General features: G+C 68.8%; 13 protein-coding genes and 1 pseudogene. 11 read left to right on the top strand and 3 right to left on the bottom strand.

What is annotated here, in order from left to right; translation table 11 throughout:
* Window positions 1-107: 107 nt before the first annotated feature.
* The 3 genes and pseudogenes from AADZ55_RS02045 to AADZ55_RS02035 all read left to right on the top strand — a co-directional run bounded on the left by AADZ55_RS02045 (window position 108) and on the right by AADZ55_RS02035 (window position 3,437).
* Window positions 108-2,891, top strand: coding sequence for a PE family protein (locus AADZ55_RS02045; RefSeq protein ID WP_341286256.1), 2,784 nt, complete (start codon window positions 108-110; stop codon window positions 2,889-2,891).
* Window positions 2,888-3,007, top strand: coding sequence for a hypothetical protein (locus AADZ55_RS02040; protein ID WP_242670328.1), 120 nt, complete (start codon window positions 2,888-2,890; stop codon window positions 3,005-3,007). Before AADZ55_RS02045 ends, AADZ55_RS02040 begins: the two co-directional genes overlap by 4 nt.
* A 68-nt stretch (window positions 3,008-3,075) precedes the next feature.
* A pseudogene (locus tag AADZ55_RS02035) lies at window positions 3,076-3,437 on the top strand (VapC toxin family PIN domain ribonuclease).
* Between the two features lie 285 nt (window positions 3,438-3,722).
* Here AADZ55_RS02035 and AADZ55_RS02030 read toward each other — a convergent pair.
* Window positions 3,723-4,631, bottom strand: a complete 909-nt coding sequence (locus tag AADZ55_RS02030) for an oxygenase MpaB family protein (protein WP_085326937.1) — start codon at window positions 4,629-4,631, stop codon at window positions 3,723-3,725.
* A gap of 92 nt (window positions 4,632-4,723) precedes the next feature.
* On the opposite strand from AADZ55_RS02030, the gene AADZ55_RS02025 reads away from it, so the two are divergent.
* Window positions 4,724-5,407 carry a TetR/AcrR family transcriptional regulator gene (locus AADZ55_RS02025; protein WP_085326938.1) on the top strand — a complete coding sequence of 228 codons (684 nt, stop codon included), beginning with the start codon at window positions 4,724-4,726 and terminating at the stop codon, window positions 5,405-5,407.
* On the opposite strand, the gene AADZ55_RS02020 is transcribed toward AADZ55_RS02025, so the two are convergent.
* Window positions 5,322-5,918, bottom strand: coding sequence for a VOC family protein (locus AADZ55_RS02020; RefSeq protein ID WP_085326939.1), 597 nt, complete (start codon window positions 5,916-5,918; stop codon window positions 5,322-5,324). The genes AADZ55_RS02025 and AADZ55_RS02020 overlap by 86 nt on opposite strands.
* 102 nt (window positions 5,919-6,020) lie before the next feature.
* Here AADZ55_RS02020 and AADZ55_RS02015 point away from each other — a divergent pair, with 102 nt between their 5' ends.
* From AADZ55_RS02015 to AADZ55_RS02000, 4 genes are read left to right on the top strand one after another with little or no spacing between them, the layout of a single operon-like run.
* Entirely contained in the window at window positions 6,021-6,638 is a 618-nt protein-coding gene (locus AADZ55_RS02015) for a TetR/AcrR family transcriptional regulator (protein ID WP_085326940.1), read from the top strand.
* On the top strand, window positions 6,635-7,768 hold the full coding sequence (locus AADZ55_RS02010) for an alpha/beta hydrolase (RefSeq protein ID WP_085326941.1): 1,134 nt from the start codon (window positions 6,635-6,637) through the stop codon (window positions 7,766-7,768). The genes AADZ55_RS02015 and AADZ55_RS02010 overlap by 4 nt, the downstream gene beginning before the upstream one ends.
* On the top strand, window positions 7,744-8,724 hold the full coding sequence (locus tag AADZ55_RS02005) for a 2-hydroxyacid dehydrogenase (protein ID WP_242670326.1): 981 nt from the start codon (window positions 7,744-7,746) through the stop codon (window positions 8,722-8,724). The genes AADZ55_RS02010 and AADZ55_RS02005 overlap by 25 nt, the downstream gene beginning before the upstream one ends.
* Before the next feature lie 47 nt (window positions 8,725-8,771).
* Entirely contained in the window at window positions 8,772-10,955 is a 2,184-nt protein-coding gene (locus AADZ55_RS02000; protein ID WP_085326943.1) for an acyl-CoA dehydrogenase, read from the top strand.
* A gap of 82 nt (window positions 10,956-11,037) precedes the next feature.
* On the opposite strand, the gene fadD2 is transcribed toward AADZ55_RS02000, so the two are convergent.
* Entirely contained in the window at window positions 11,038-12,729 is a 1,692-nt protein-coding gene (fadD2, locus tag AADZ55_RS01995) for a long-chain-fatty-acid--CoA ligase FadD2 (RefSeq protein ID WP_085326944.1), read from the bottom strand.
* 35 nt (window positions 12,730-12,764) lie between these two features.
* Between fadD2 and AADZ55_RS01990 the strand changes: the two genes are divergently transcribed.
* From AADZ55_RS01990 to AADZ55_RS01980, 3 genes are all read left to right on the top strand, one after another.
* Window positions 12,765-13,961 (top strand): DNA polymerase domain-containing protein, encoded by a 1,197-nt coding sequence (locus AADZ55_RS01990; RefSeq protein WP_085326945.1) that lies wholly within the window; start codon window positions 12,765-12,767, stop codon window positions 13,959-13,961.
* A gap of 58 nt (window positions 13,962-14,019) precedes the next feature.
* Entirely contained in the window at window positions 14,020-15,009 is a 990-nt protein-coding gene (locus AADZ55_RS01985; protein ID WP_085326946.1) for an ABC transporter substrate-binding protein, read from the top strand.
* 95 nt (window positions 15,010-15,104) lie between these two features.
* Complete coding sequence (locus AADZ55_RS01980; protein WP_085326969.1) at window positions 15,105-15,743, top strand: 5-oxoprolinase subunit B family protein; 639 nt, start codon at window positions 15,105-15,107, stop codon at window positions 15,741-15,743.
* Window positions 15,744-15,757: the final 14 nt, after the last annotated feature.

Genomic DNA, 15,757 nt, shown 5'->3' with positions numbered 1-15,757 from the left:
CACTGCCCTGGGCGGGGTTATGCTCTTGCCTGGCCGATTCTCGCCGGTGACGGTGGATCCCCAGGTCGGCATGACAACGGCGGTCATGGCGTATTGGGAGGTGTCAGATGTCGTTTGTTATCGCGGTTCCGGAGTTTATTGCGACGGCGGCAACCGATTTGGCCAGTCTCGAGTCGGCGATCGCCGCGGCCAACGCGGCCGCGGCGGCCAACACGACGACGTTGCTGGCCGCCGGCGCTGACGAGGTCTCGGCGGCGATTGCGGCGTTGTTCGGTGCGCACGGCCAGGCCTATCAGGCGCTCAGCACGCAGGCAGCCGCATTTCATGCCCAGTTCGTGCAGGCCCTGAGCACGGGTGGGGCCGCGTATGCGGCCGCCGACGCCGCCGCTTTGTCGCCACTGCTCGACCCGATCAACGCGCAATTCGTGGCCGCCACCGGGCGCCCACTAATCGGCAACGGCGCCAACGGCGCGCCCGGCACCGGGGCCAACGGCGCGGATGGCGGCTGGTTGATCGGCAACGGCGGGGCCGGCGGATCCGGCGCGGCCGGCATCAACGGCGGGGCCGGCGGCAACGGCGGGGCCGCCGGACTCCTCGGCAGCGGCGGCGCCGGCGGCGCCGGCGGGACCGCCACCACCGGGGCCGGCGGGGCCGGCGGGGCCGGCGGGAACGGCGGGCTGATCGGCGCCGGCGGGACCGGCGGGACCGGCGGCTCCGTCACGGCCCTCGCCGGCGGGGCCGGCGGGGCCGGCGGCGCCGGCGGCAACGCCGGCATGCTCTTTGGCGCCGCCGGCGTCGGCGGCGCCGGCGGGTTCGGCGGCACCGCCGCCCCCGGTGGGGCCGGTGGGGCCGGCGGGGCCGGCGGATTCTTCGCCGGCGGCGGCGTCGGCGGAGCCGGCGGGCAAAGCTTCACTGGCGACGGCGGGGCCGGTGGAGCCGGCGGGGCCGGCATGCTGTTCAGTGCCGGCGGCACCGGCGGGGCCGGCGGATTCTCCGGTGGCGCCACCGGCGGGGCCGGCGGGGACGGCGGGGCCGGCGGACTGTTCGGCGCCGGCGGCACCGGCGGCAGCGGCGGGCCGGGCATAGGCACGGGTGGGGCCGGCGGGGCCGGCGGCAACGCCGGCATCCTCAGCCTTGGAGCCGCCGGTGGGGCCGGCGGCCCCGGCGGGCAAGGCTTTAGCGCCGGCCAAACCGGCGGGGCCGGCGGGGCCGGCGGCAACGCCGGCCTGCTCTTCGGCTCCGGCGGTGCTGGCGGCGCCGGCGGCAATGGTGGCCCCCTCGCGGCTAACGGCGGCGCCGGCGGGGCCGGCGGCAACGCCGGCCTGCTCGTCGGATCCGGCGGCACCGGCGGTTCCGGCGGCACCAGCGCCGCCGCCGCAACCACCGGCGGAGCCGGCGGCGCCGGCGGCACGCCCGGACTGATCGGCAACGGCGGTAACGGCGGCAGCGGCGGCTCCGGCGTGGCGGCCGGCGGCGCCGGCGGCCCCGGCGGCATCGGCGTGCTGATCGGCAATGGCGGCAATGGCGGTAGCGGTGGCATTGGCGCCGCCCTGGGCGCCAACGGCCTCGGCGGCGCCGGTGGGCTGCTGTTGGGTGCAGACGGCTTCAACGCCCCCGCCAGCGCCAACCCACTGCACGCCCTGCAGCAGCAGGCGCTGGCCGCGATCAACGGGCCCACCCAGGCATTGACCGGGCGGCCGCTGATCGGCAACGGCGCCAACGGAACCCCGGGAACCGGGGCCGACGGCGGGGCCGGCGGATGGTTGTTCGGCAACGGCGGCAACGGCGGGTCCGGTGCACCCGGCGCGGCCAACGGCGCGCCCGGCGGGGCCGGCGGTGCCGGCGGGATCTTGTTCGGCACCGGCGGCACCGGCGGAGCCGGCGGCATCGCCACGGCCGGCGGCGGCGCCAGCGGGGCCGGCGGGGCCGGCGGGGCCGCCTTGCTGTTCGGCTCCGGCGGCACCGGCGGCAGCGGCGGGGTCGCGACCACGATGGTCAGCAACGGAGGGGCCGGCGGGGTCGGCGGCAACGCCGGCTTCCTCAGCGGCGCGGCCGGGACCGGCGGCATCGGCGGCTCTGGTGCTGGTGCCGCGGCCACCGGGGGCGCAGGCGGCGCCGGCGGGACCGGCGGGCTGTTTGCCAACGGCGGGGTCGGTGGACCCGGGTCCAGCGGCGGCACCGGCGGTACCGGCGGTACCGGCGGGGCCGGCGGACTGTTCGGAGCGGGCGGCACCGGCGGGGTCGGTGGACCCGGGTCCACCGCCGGCGCCGGCGGCGGAGCCGGCGGAGCCGGCGGGACCGGCGGCCTGTTCGGCGCCGGCGGCACCGGCGGGAGCGGCGGCGCCGGGTTTGCCGCCGGGACCACCGGCGGCGCCGGCGGAGCCGGCGGCAACGCCGGCTTGCTCGCCGCCGGGCCCTCCGGCGGAGCCGGCGGAGCCGGCGGGACCTCCCTCACCAACGGCGGTGCCGGCGGTAACGGCGGCACCGGGGGCCTGCTCTTCGGCTCCGGCGGAGCCGGCGGCAACGGTGGGCACGGCGGAGTAGGCAACGTCGCCGGCACCGGCGGGATCGGCGGGAACGGCGGCAAAGCCGGCTTCTTGTTCGGCTCCGGCGGCTCCGGCGGCTCCGGCGGCACCGCCGGAGGCCTCATTAGCGCAACCGGCGGCGCCGGCGGCAACGGCGGCCAAGCCGGGGCCACCGGCAATGGCGGCAATGGCGGCGCCGGCGGCAACGCCGCAACAACCGGCGGCAACGGCGGCAACGGCGGCAACGCCATACTGATCGGCAACGGCGGCAACGGCGGTAACGCCGGGAAAGCCGGGGCCACCCCCGGCGCCGGCGGTACCGGCGGGACGCTGATTGGCGAGAACGGGCTGATCGGCTTGACATAGCCGGCGGAACCGGCGGGTGGGCCCGTGACCGTGGTCAATCACTAGGCGCGGTGATCGAAGACGCCCTGCGCCCGGAGCTCGCCGCCCACCTCGACCCGACCTCGAATAGGGCGTAATCCGAAGCGCTCGACGAGGGCCTGGAACCGAACGCACGGAAGCAGGCCTCGACGGCCGCAAATCAGCAATGTTCCTGCTCGATGCCAACATGCTTCTCGCCGCACACCGCGGCGACCATCCGAATCACGCAACCGCCGCCCCCGGGCTAGATCGGCTTCTTGCCGCTGACAACCCCGTGCCGAACCTGCTACGCGCATCGTTCCTGCCACTGACGACCAATCGCCACATCCTTGAGATTCCGTCACCGCGAGCAGCCCCTGACCCCGACACCTCACACTGCTGCGCAAACTCCGCGACGAGGCCGATGCGTCGGGCGATCTGATACCCAACGCGGTACTCGCGGCCATCGCGGTGGAACATCACTGCGCCGTGGTGAGCCTGGACAGGGTGTTCGCCCGGTTCACCTCGGTGCGCCTCCCGCCGCTCTAGGCGTCTGGTGACGTTGATTTGTGGTGTGAACTGAATCGGCAGGTGATCATCGCAGACAGAATGTTGCGTGTCGCCGAGCCAAACTTTTAGCTCGGGTTGACGACCCCGACACTGCAGCCTAGGCGAAGGCACAGCGCAGCATTGCGTAGCCAGAACGTCTAACCTGCCAATCGGGCAAAACAACAGGTAAAGCCCCAAAAGTCGCTACCTGAGCAGCCGCAACTCCGACCCAGTTTCAAGGCTGACCGGCTTGACCTGGCGGGCCGGCCGGTCTCGGGACGGCCACTACACCAGCGGGCGCCCGCTCCTCATCCGCCGGTCCAGATCCCAGAGCATCAGATTGAACGGGAACTCCCGGACAATCCGCGGCATCAACCGATTCATCGTGCCCAACACGGACATCAGCCGGTCAAAGCGCCGTTGTTTGCCGGCGTCCCACGGCAACTGCATCTCGTCGCGGAACCGTTGCGGCAGAAAGCCGGTGGTGATCAACAAGGCGACACTCTCCGACAACCGCCGCACCTGACCCGGCAGGGCAACCCCCCGTATTCGGGCCACGGCGATCGGATACAGGTAGTCGCGCACGGCATCGTCGATGTGCACCCTGCCCAGTGACTCCTGCCAGTACCGGTCAAAGGCCGCCCGATCGGCCGGCCACAACCCCGGCGGCACCTGCAACGTGGTGCCCAGTGCCATGCCTTCGCGGTAGTGGCGGTCGGCTTCCTCGTCGTCCATCTCACCGACGAACGTGCGGTAGACATCGAGACTGCCCTTGTAGATGCACGCCGCGACCCACAGCTGCAATTCGGGATCGAACGCGTGGTAGGACACCGGGCTCTGAGATGTCGAGTAGACCTGGGCATGCACCCGGTTCACCGCGCGGCGGAAGGCCGTCCGCTGGGTGTCGCTGCCCGCCACCGCCACCGCGATGTAGGTAAATGTGGTGCGCGCCCGCTTGATCGGATGCCGGTCGGTACGGCCGCTCTCAACACGGCTCTCCAACACGCCGTAGCCGACGCCGGGCATCGCCAGTTCCATGATCACGTTGGCCGCACCGGCCAGCAGCGCCACCCCCATGAAGCCGTAGTCACCGGTGACGCCTTGCCGCCGACCGACTCGGTGCGCCCGCGGCGGGTCGGCAATCGGACGCTCGACATGGGGAATGAGCCGCGGAAGCGTTTCCCGAATCGCCATCCGAGGGTCTCCTGTCACGACCGGCCGCAAATTGTGCGAACACCTGTTTCCTGATATTGGCGGTATCGTGCCCTGGTGTCAAGATGGTGCGTATGACTCGCAATGCGCGGCCCTACCGCGGCGTCCAGGCCGCCGAGCGGCTGGCGACGCGCCGCCGCCAGCTGCTGGCCGCTGGCCTGGATCTGCTGGGGTCCGACCAGCAAGACATCGCCGAGCTGACCGTCCGCGCCGTCTGCGGCCGGGCCGGCCTGTCGGCGCGCTACTTCTACGAAAGCTTCACCGACAAAGACGAATTCGTCGGCGGCGTCTTCGATTGGGTGGTTGCCGATCTAGCCGCGACCACCCAAGCCGCAGTGGCGGCCGAACCGCCGAACGAGCAGAGTCGCGCGGGGATGGCCAACATCGTGCGGACCATCACCGAAGACGTCCGCATCGGACGCCTGCTATTCAGCACCCAGCTCGCCAACGCAGTGATCATGCGCAAGCGTGCGGAATCCAGCGCCCTGTTCGCCATGCTGTCCGGCCAGTATGCCGTCGACACCCTGCGCGCGCCGGCAAACGACCACGTCAAAGCCGCGGCACACTTCGCCGTCGGCGGCGTCGGGCAGACCATCAGCGCTTGGTTAGCCGGCGACGTACGACTCGATCCAGGCCAGCTCGTCGATCACCTGGCTGCGCTGCTCGAGGGACTCACCGACCCAGACTTGTACCGTCCCCGGATAACGACACCAGCCGGTCGGCCGCCGTCTTCGGCAAGGCCTGCGCGTCACTGGTAGTGAATTCCTTTGTCCAGCAAGCAAATTCCAGGGTTATCCCGTCGGGGTCCTGGAAGTAGAACGACCGCACGTACACCCCGGGATGCACCGTCGCGGACACCTGCATCGCGCTCTCGTCATGGTTGAGCACCGGGCCGACCCGCACACCCTTGTCCTTCAGCCGCTGCCGGTAGGCGTCGAACTTTTCGACGGGCACGTGAAAGGCGAGATGGTTCATGGTGCTCACCGCGCTGGTGATGTCCCCAATGCCCGGGATGGCGCCCGGCGACGAGATGCCCGGTACCCGATCGGGTGCCTCGGCGAACCAGAAGAATGCGACGCAGTCGCCGTTGCCGGCGTCGAAGAAGAAGTGCTGTCCCGCACCCCCGGGCAGATCGAGCGATTTGATCAGCGGCATCCCCAGGATGTTGCGGTAGAAGTCCACGGTGCGCGCCATGTCCGAACACACCAGCGCGACGTGGTTGATCCCGCCGAGTTCGAACTCGGTGTTGGTGTTGTGTGGCTTGATCATCGCGCGGCTCCCATCGGTCCCATGGAGGGCAGACCCTGGCCGAGATTCAAAACTGAATCTAACATCAGATTCAGTTTTGCTCCAGAGATCAGGGGAGGTGAGGTGCCGGACTTCCCGACGCACCGCGGCCGGCGGACGCAGGCCGCGATCGACGCCGCCGCCCGAACGGTCATCGCGCGAAAAGGGATCCTGGCGACCACCATCGCCGACATCGCCGCCGAAGCGGGCCGCTCGGCCGCGTCCTTTTACAACTACTACGACTCCAAAGAGGCGATGGTTCGGAAATGGGCGCTGCGCTTCCGCGACGAAGCCAACCAGCGGGCGCTTTCGGTGACCCGGCACGGACTGTCCAACCGCGAGCGCGCCCAGGAGGCCGCCGCCGCCCATTGGTACACCTACCGCAACCGCCTCGCGGAGGTGATCAGTGTGTCGCAATTGGCGATGGTCAACGACGATTTCGCGCAGTATTGGTCCGAGATATGCGCGGTCCCAATCTCTTTCATCACCGAAATGGTCAAGCGCGCCCAGGCACAAGGTTATTGTGCCGGCGATGACCCCCGGCTGATCGCCGAGGCGATCGTGGCGATGTTCAACCAGTTCTGCTACGTCCAGCTCAGCGGGGCACGCTCGGGCCACGGGGAGCCGGACGACCAGGCCTGCATCCAGACTCTGGCCAACATCTATTACCGCGCCATCTACAGCAAGGAGGACCGATCTTGACTGGTAACTCCGGCACGCCGGGGGTCATCCGAGAGTTCGTCGGGCTGCCGTCCCCCAGCGCCGGCCGTGCCGGTGCCGGGGGGCACCCATGCCAGGGGCTGTATCACCACAGCGCGGGCAGTAAACCGAAGGTGGCGCTAATCGCCACCCATTACCAGATCGATTTCTCCGAGCACTATCTCGCCGACTACCTGGCGATCCGCGGTATCGGGTTTCTGGGCTGGAACACCAGGTTCCGCGGTTTCGAAAGCAGTTTTCTGCTCGACCACGCACTTGTCGACATCGGTGTCGGGGTGCGCTGGTTGCGCGAGGTTCAGGACGTGGAAAGGGTTGTGTTGCTAGGCAATTCAGGCGGTGGCTCATTGATGGCCGCTTACCAGGCACAGGCGGTCGACCCGCACCTGACACCACTGGAAGGCATGCGGCCCGCGGCCGGGTTGACCGAGTTGCCGGCCGCCGACGGATACGTGGCCACCGCCGCGCATCCTGGCCGCCCGGATGTGCTGACCTCCTGGATGGACGCCGCGGTCATCGACGAAAACGATCCGGTTGCAACCGATCCCGACCTCGACCTGTTCAACGAAAGCAATGGCCCGCCGTACCCGCCGGAATTCATCAGCCGCTATCGCTCGGCGCAGGTCAAACGCAACCACGCCATCACTGACTGGGCCGAAATGGAACTCAAACGTGTCCGCGCAGCTGGCTTTTCCGATCGGCCGTTCAGCGTGATGCGTACCTGGGCCGACCCGCGCATGGTCGACCCCAACATCGAACCGACCAAGCGCGCACCCAACCAGTGCTACGCGGGCACGCCGGCCAAGGCGAACCGCTCGGCACACGGCATCGCCGCGGCCTGCACGCTACGCAGCTGGCTGGGCATGTGGAGCCTGCGGGTGGCGCAAACCCGCGCCGAACCGCACCTGGCCCGAATCACCTGCCCGGCACTGGTGGTCAACGCCGAGGCCGACACCGGCGTCTTCCCGTCCGACGCTCAACAGATCTATGCCGCGCTCGCCAGCAGCGACAAGACGCGGGTCTCGATCGACAGCGACCACTACTTCACCACGCCGGGCGCGCGCGGCGAACAGGCCGACACCATCACCACGTGGATAGCCAAGCGGTGGCGTTGAGAGTTCTTGCCCACTTCGTTCCCGGCCCCAAGGTGCTCGACCTTCTTGCCGCCGAATCCTGGCTTGACATCGTATGGTGCGCCGAAGATGACGACCCGGGCTTTTACCGGGAATTGCCGCGCGCGGAAGTGATTTGGCATGTGCTGCGGCCGCTGTCGAGTACGGACCTGCAGCGAGCGACGCGGTTGCGGCTGGTACACAAACTCGGCGCCGGAGTGAACACCATCGACGTGGAAACCGCGACCAGGCGCGGGATAGCGGTGGCCAACATGCCCGGCGCCAACGCAGCCTCGGTGGCCGAGGGCACTGTGCTGCTGATGCTGGCCGCGCTGCGCCGCCTACCGGCCCTAGACCGCGCGGTCCGCGCCGGCCGGGGCTGGCCGGCGAACCCGGACCTGGGCGAGACGGTGCGCGATATCGGTGGTTGCACCATCGGCCTGGTCGGCTACGGCAGCATCGCCAGACGCGTGGGCGTGGTCGTCGCCGCGATGGGCGCGACGGTGCTGCACACCAGCACCCGCGACGACGGGCGGCCCGGCTGGCGGCCGTTGCCCGAGCTGCTGGCCGTCAGCGACATCGTCTCGCTGCACGTGCCGCTGACGGCCGCCACCCACCATCTGCTCGACGCCGACGCGCTGGCCGCGATGAAACCGGACGCGGTGCTGGTCAACACGTCGCGCGGCGCCGTCGTCGACGAGGACGCACTCGTTGACGCGCTGCGCGGGGGCCGGCTGGCCGCCGCGGGCCTGGACGTTTTCGAAGTCGAGCCCCTAGCGCCCACCAACCCGCTGACTAGCCTGGACAATGTGGTGCTGACGCCGCATGTCGCGTGGTACACCGCCGACACCATGGCGCGCTATCTGACCGAGGCCGTCGCGAACTGCCGCCGCCTGCGCGACGGCCAACCACTGGCCCACCTAGTGGCCCCAGTCATTGACCGACCCACTGGTTGTTAGCTTGGAAGGTGCTTGGCCGAAACGTCCGCAGGCATGGAAGGCGAGCAATGCCGATCGCTATCACTCCCGAGCATCACGACCTTGCCGATTCGGTGCGATCCCTGGTGGCGCGAGTAGCGCCATCGGAGGTGCTGCACGCGGCTCTAGAGACCCCCATCGACAACCCGCCGCCCTACTGGCAGGCCGCCGCCGAACAAGGCTTGCAGGGTGTTCATCTGGCCGAATCCGTCGGCGGCCAGGGGTTCGGCATCCTCGAGCTGGCCGTGGTGCTGGCCGAGTTCGGCTACGGGGCCGTGCCCGGCCCGTTCGCGCCGTCGGCGATCGCCAGCGCGCTGATCGCGGCCCATGACGCGCAAGCCAAGGTGCTCGCCGAACTGGCCTCCGGGGCCGCCATCGCCGCCTACGCCCTGGATTCCGGGCTGACCGCCACCCGGCACGGCGAAACGCTGGTGATCCGCGGCGAAGTCCGGGCAGTTCCGGCCGCGGCACAAGCCTCCGTTCTGGTGCTGCCGGTGGCAATCGACAGCCGCGACGAGTGGGTCGTGCTGCGCAATGATCAGCTCGAGATCGAGCCGGTCCAAAGCCTGGATCCGCTGCGGCCCATCGCGCATGTGCGGGCCAACGCCGTCGACGTCGGCGACGATGCCCTGCTGAGCAACCTGACCATGGCAACCGCCCACGCGCTGATGTCCACCCTGCTGTCCGCAGAGGCCGTTGGCGTCGCGCGGTGGGCGACCGACACCGCGGCGGCATACGCCAAGATCCGTGAACAGTTCGGCCGGCCGATCGGACAGTTCCAGGCGATCAAGCACAAATGCGCGGAGATGGTCGCCGATACCGAGCGGGCCACCGCCGCGGTGTGGGACGCCGCGCGCGCCCTAGATGAGGCGGGCGAGGCCAGCTCCGACGTCGAGTTCGCGGCGGCGGTGGCGGCGACGCTGGCACCGGCGGCCGCCCAGCGCGCTACGCAGGACTGCATTCAGGTGCACGGCGGCATCGGCTTCACCTGGGAGCACGACACGAACGTCTACTATCGCCGGGCACTGATGCTGGCCGCCTGCTTCGGCCGCAGCACGGAATACCCGCAGCGGGTAGTGGATACCGCGACGACCACCGGCATGCGTCCCGTGGACATCGACCTGGACCCCACCACCGAAAAGCTGAGGGCCGAGATCCGGGCCGAGGTCGCCGCGCTGAAGGCGATGCCGCGGGAGGAGCGCACGGTCGCGATCGCCGAAGGCGGGTGGGTGATGCCCCATCTACCTAAGCCCTGGGGGCGGGCCGCCAGCCCGGTTGAGCAGATCATCGTCGCCCAGGAATTCACCGCCGGGCGGGTCAAGCGGCCCCAGATCGCGATCGCGGCGTGGATCGTGCCATCGATCGTGGCGTTCGGAACCGAGGAGCAGAAGCAGCGCTTCCTACCGCCCACCTTCCGCGGCGACATTTTCTGGTGCCAGTTGTTCTCCGAGCCGGGCGCGGGGTCGGACCTGGCCGGCCTCTCGACCAAGGCCACCCGGGTGGACGGCGGGTGGCGCATCACCGGGCAGAAGATCTGGACCACCGCCGCCCAGTACTCCCAATGGGGCGCGCTCCTGGCGCGGACGGACCCGTCAGCGCCGAAGCACAATGGCATCACCTACTTCCTGCTGGACATGAAAAGCGAAGGTGTACAAGTCAAGCCGCTGCGCGAGCTCACCGGTCGGGAGTTTTTCAACACCGTCTACATCGACGACGTGTTCGTCCCCGACGAGTTCGTGCTCGGGGAGGTGAACCGGGGGTGGGAAGTCAGCCGCAACACCCTGACGGCGGAGCGGGTGTCGATCGGCGGCAGCGATTCGAATTTCCTGGCCACCCTGGACGAGTTCGTCGACTTCGTTCGCGACGGCCAGTTCGATCAGGTCGCGCGGCACCGGGCCGGCCAGCTGATCGCCGAGGGCCATGCCGCCAAGGTGCTCAACCTGCGTTCCACACTGCTGACGCTGACCGGGGGTGACGCGATGCCGTCGGCAGCGATCTCCAAGCTGTTGTCGATGCGCACCGGCCAGGGCTACGCCGAATTCGCGGTGTCGTCCTTCGGCACCGATGCCGTGATCGGCGACACCGAGCAATTGCCCGGCAAGTGGGGCGACTACCTGTTGGGCAGCCGGGCCACCACCATCTACGGAGGCACCTCCGAGGTCCAGCTCAACATCATCGCCGAACGGCTGCTGGGCCTACCCCGCGACCCGTAACGGCTCTTGCGCGAGCAGACACAGAATCGCACGCCAAACGCGCTGGCAGTGCGATTCTGTGTCTGCTCGGCGAAGAAAGGTCCTACTCGACCTCGAGATTGCGCAGCTCGCGTTTGAGGATCTTGCCGGTGGGGTTGCGGGGCAGCTCGTCGAGGAAGATCACTTCCCGCGGCACCTTGTACCGGGCCAGATGCTCGCGGACGTAGACCTTGATCGTGTCCTCATCGACGGTCGCGTCGGGCTTCTTGACCACAAAGGCACGCAGCCGGGCACCAAAGTCCTTGTCGTCCACGCCGATCGCGGTCGCCTCCACCACGTCGGGATGCCCGCTGATCAGATCCTCCACCTCGGCGGGGAACACATTCTCACCGCCGGAGACGATCATCTCGTCGTCCCGGCCGCTGACATACAGCAGACCGCGCTCGTCGAAGTAGCCGACGTCGCCGGACGACAACAGGCCATCAATGATCTGCTTGCCACCGCCGCCCGTGTAGCCCTCGAATGGGAACGCATTTCCGACGAAGATCCGGCCGACGTCACCCTGTGGCACCTCGTTGCCGTTGTCGTCGAGGATCTTGACCTTCACGCCCCTGACCACAGGCCCAACCGTGCTGGGGTTGAACTCCAGATCCTTCGGGCCGGCAATGGTGGCGAACGAGACCTCGGTGGAGCCGTACATGTTGTAGATGACGGGCCCGAGGTCCTTGAGTGCGCGGGCAGCCAGCTCGGCACCCAATTGCGATCCGGACACGAACACGATCCTCAGGCTGGACAAATCGGGCTTGGGCTCGGTTTTCTCCAGCTGGTCGAGGATCCGCGCCAGCATCACCGGCACCACAACCATCGATGTAGCCCTGTGCTGCTCGATGTCTTCCAGCACCACAGCCGGCTTGAACCGGCGGCGCAGCACCAGCGTCGAGCCCAGGAACATCGCGAGTGTCGCGTGCAGATAGCCCAACGCGTGGAACATTGGCGACGGCAACGACGTCACCTCGCCGGCCTTGAACGGAACGTGCGACAAGACACCGCCGAAGGGCGCCAGCGTGGGCGGGGTGCTACGGTTCGCTCCCTTCGGGGTTCCGGTGGTGCCGCTGGTCAGGATGATGATCGACGCGTGTTTGCTCGCTTTCGGGGCGGGTGCGGGGCTGCTGCGCGCGATCAGCTCCGCCAGGGTTTCGTCGGTGCTGCCCGACGGTTTGTCCTCGTCGGGATTGACGCCGAGGGCCCGCAGCTTGCCCAGCGGCGGCTTGGCCAATCTGACCGCGTTGGTGTACTCGTCGTCATAGATGATCACCTTGGCACCCTCACGCTCAGACACCTCTTTGATCTGAGGGCCGGAGAATTCGCTATTGAGCAAGATGATGCGGGCGCCGACCCGGGCGGCACCGTAGTTGGCGATGACGAACCAGCGGTGGTTGCGCGCCAGAATGGCAACACCGTCGCCGCCCTGCACACCCAACGCAAGCAGGCCGTTGGCCACCGCGTGTGCGGCATCGTCAAGCTCGGAGAAGGTCAGCGTGCCCTCTTCGTCGATCAACGCCGCGCGGTTGGGGGCGCGTCTGGCATGGTGCGACGGGAGCGAGCCGATCTCGCCCCACTTGCGCATATCGGCTGCCATCGCGGCGTAGTTCAGCGGCGGCTCCAGCCCGATCGCGCCCGATTCGATGATCTTGCGCAGGTAATGCAACTCGGCTGCGCCGCGTGCCACGTACTGTCCGATGGACCGTTGAAGCTTGGACACGGCCAGCCCGGGCAGGTCGGTGAGGTTAGGCATGATCTCACCCTATGTGAGGCGAGCGGCAAATTACCATGAGCCGCATGGCCGCCCCGGTGTCGCTGGAGGTGAACGGACGCCAGGTCAGAATCACCCATCCGGACAAGGTCGTCTTCCCCGGTCGAAACGGCCGAGCGGGCTACACCAAGCTCGACCTGATCCGTTACTACCTCGCGGTGGCCGACGGGGCGCTGCGCGGTGTGGCCGGGCGGCCGATGATTCTCAAGCGCTTCGTCAAGGGCATCTCGGCCGAAGCTGTGTTCCAGAAGCGCGCACCCGCGAACCGGCCGGACTGGGTAGACGTGGCCGAACTGCGGTACGCGTCGGGCACGTCCGCCGCGGAAGCCGTCATCCACGACGCCGCCGGACTGGCATGGGTGATCAACCTGGGGTGCGTTGACCTCAATCCGCATCCGGTACAAGCCAGCGACCTTGATCATCCCGACGAGCTGCGGGTCGACCTGGACCCGATGCCCGGGGTCGCCTGGCAGCGAGTCGTCGACGTCGCGCTGGTGGTCCGCGAAGTGCTCGAAGATCACGGGTTGGTCGCGTGGCCCAAGACGTCCGGGTCGAGGGGTTTCCACGTCTATGCCCGGATTGCGCCGCGCTGGCCGTTCCGGCAGGTGCGGCTGGCCGCCCAGACCGTTGCCCGAGAGGTCGAGCGCCGCAGACCCGACGCGGCAACCAGCCGATGGTGGAAGGAAGAACGCGAGGGCGTGTTCGTCGACTTCAACCAGAACGCCAAGGACCGCACGGTCGCGTCGGCCTACTCGGTGCGGGCCACTGCGGACGCCCGGGTGTCGACACCGCTGCATTGGGACGAGGTCGCCGGCTGCAACCCGGAAGCGTTCACCATGGCCACCGTGCCCGGCCGGTTCGCTGACATCGGCGATCCCTGGGCAGGGATGGACGATGCGGCCGGCGGGCTGGACCAATTGCTCGCGCTGGCCGAAGAACTGGGACCGCCGGAGAAGGCGCAATCCGCGAAACCGCTCATCGAGATCGCCCGCACCAAGACCCGCGACGAGGCGATGGCCGCGCTGGACACCTGGCGCGATCGCTATCCCGAGGCGTCCCAGCGGCTGCAGCCGGCCGACGTCCTGGTCGACGGCATGCGCGGGCCGAGCTCCATCTGGTATCGGATCCGGATCAACCTGCAACACGTGCCACCCGACCAGCGCCCGCCGCAGGAGCAGCTGATCGCCGACTACAGCCCTTGGCACAAACCCTAAAGAGAAGCCCGTTGCGCTTGGCCGGGGGTGCCGGTGCAGCACGCGATACGCTCACGCAGTGCAACAGGGATCGAGTCGCCGGGGATTCTTGCAGGTCGCCGGGGCCGCCGGGGTTGCCGGGCTCCTGCCGGGGTGCTCCTCACCCAAACCGCCGCCGGGCACGGGCGGAGCGGCGGTAACAATTGCCCACCTGTTCGGTAAGACCGTCATCAAGGAGCCACCCAAGCGAGTGGTCAGCGCCGGCTACACCGAGCAGGACGACCTGCTCGCGGTCGGTGTGGTGCCCATCGCGGTGACCAACTGGTTCGGTGACCAGCCGTTCGCGGTGTGGCCGTGGGCCCAGCCCAAGCTCGGCGGGGCGCAGCCGGTGGTGTTGAACCTGGACAACGGCATTCAGATCGACCGGATCGCCGCCCTGAAACCCGACCTGATCGTGGCGATCAACGCCGGCGTCGACGCCGATACCTATCAGCAACTGTCGGCGATCGCCCCGACCATCCCGCAATCGGGCGGCGACGCGTTCTTCGAGCCATGGAAGGATCAGGCCACCACGATCGGCCAGGCCGTGTTCCAGGCCAACCAGATGCGGTCGCTGATTGAGGCCGTCGACCAAAAGTTCGCCGCGGTAGCGCAGAAGTATCCGCTATGGCGGGGCAAAAAGGCGCTGCTGCTGCAGGGGCGCCTCTGGCAGGGCAGTGTGGTCGCCACCATGGCGGGCTGGCGGACCGACTTCCTGAACGAAATGGGTCTGGTCATCGCCGACAGCATCAAACCCTTCGCCGTCGATCAGCGCGGCGTCATTCCTCGCGACCACATCAAGGCGGTGCTGGATTCCGCCGACGTGCTGATCTGGTTGACCGAGAGCCCCGAGGAGGAAAACGCGGTGCTGGCCGACCCGGAGATAGCGGCGTCGCAGGCGACCGCGCAGCGGCGCCACATCTTCACGTCGAAGGAACAGGCCGGAGCGATCGCCTTCGCGTCGCCGCTGAGCTATCCGCTGGTTGCCGAGCAGCTGCCCCCGCAGATCGGCCGGATCTTGGGCTCATGAGCGTTTGCTAAGGCACCTCTGGCAGTCTCGAAAATCCCTGGCCGAGCCCCCGATTCTGGCGTTACCGTCGAGACATGAGTGTGATGGACGTCTCGATGGACGCGGTATTGGCCTGCTCCGTGCTCGACTACGGCGACCAAGCGCTGATGCTGCAATGTGATAGCACCGCTGAGGTATTGGCATGGACCGAGGCGTTGCGAAGGGCGGCGCTGCCCGGTGTGGTCGACATCGTCCCGGCCTCGCGCACCGTTTTGGTGAAGGTCCGCGGACCCCGCTGGCAAGGGGCCACTCGTCAGCGCCTGCGCAAGTTGCGGGTCAGCTCTGACGCGGTAGCGGCCGCCGCGTCCGGGCACCAGGGCGATGTGGTCATCGACGTCATCTACGACGGCCCCGACCTCGCCGAGGTCGCCAGCCATACCGGCCTGTCCACCGCACAGGTCATCAACGCCCACACCGCCACCCGGTGGCGGGTGGGATTCGGCGGGTTCACACCGGGTTTCGCCTACTTGATCGACGGCGACCCGCGCCTGCGGGTGCCGCGCCGACCCGAACCGCGAACCTCGGTGCCGGCCGGATCGGTCGCTCTGGCCGGCGAATTCAGCGCGATATATCCACGTCAATCGCCGGGCGGTTGGCAGATCATCGGCCGCACCGACGCGGTCCTGTGGGATATCGACCGGCCCAACCCGGCGCTGCTCACCCAGGGCATGTCGGTCCAGTTCCGGGCCGCCTAGGCCGAGGGTGAAGG

The sequence above is a fragment of the Mycobacterium decipiens genome (assembly GCF_963853665.1).
In the GTDB taxonomy this organism is placed as follows: domain Bacteria; phylum Actinomycetota; class Actinomycetes; order Mycobacteriales; family Mycobacteriaceae; genus Mycobacterium; species Mycobacterium decipiens.
Note: the sequence above shows the minus strand (reverse complement) of the source record. Positions and strands in the feature narration are given on the sequence as shown.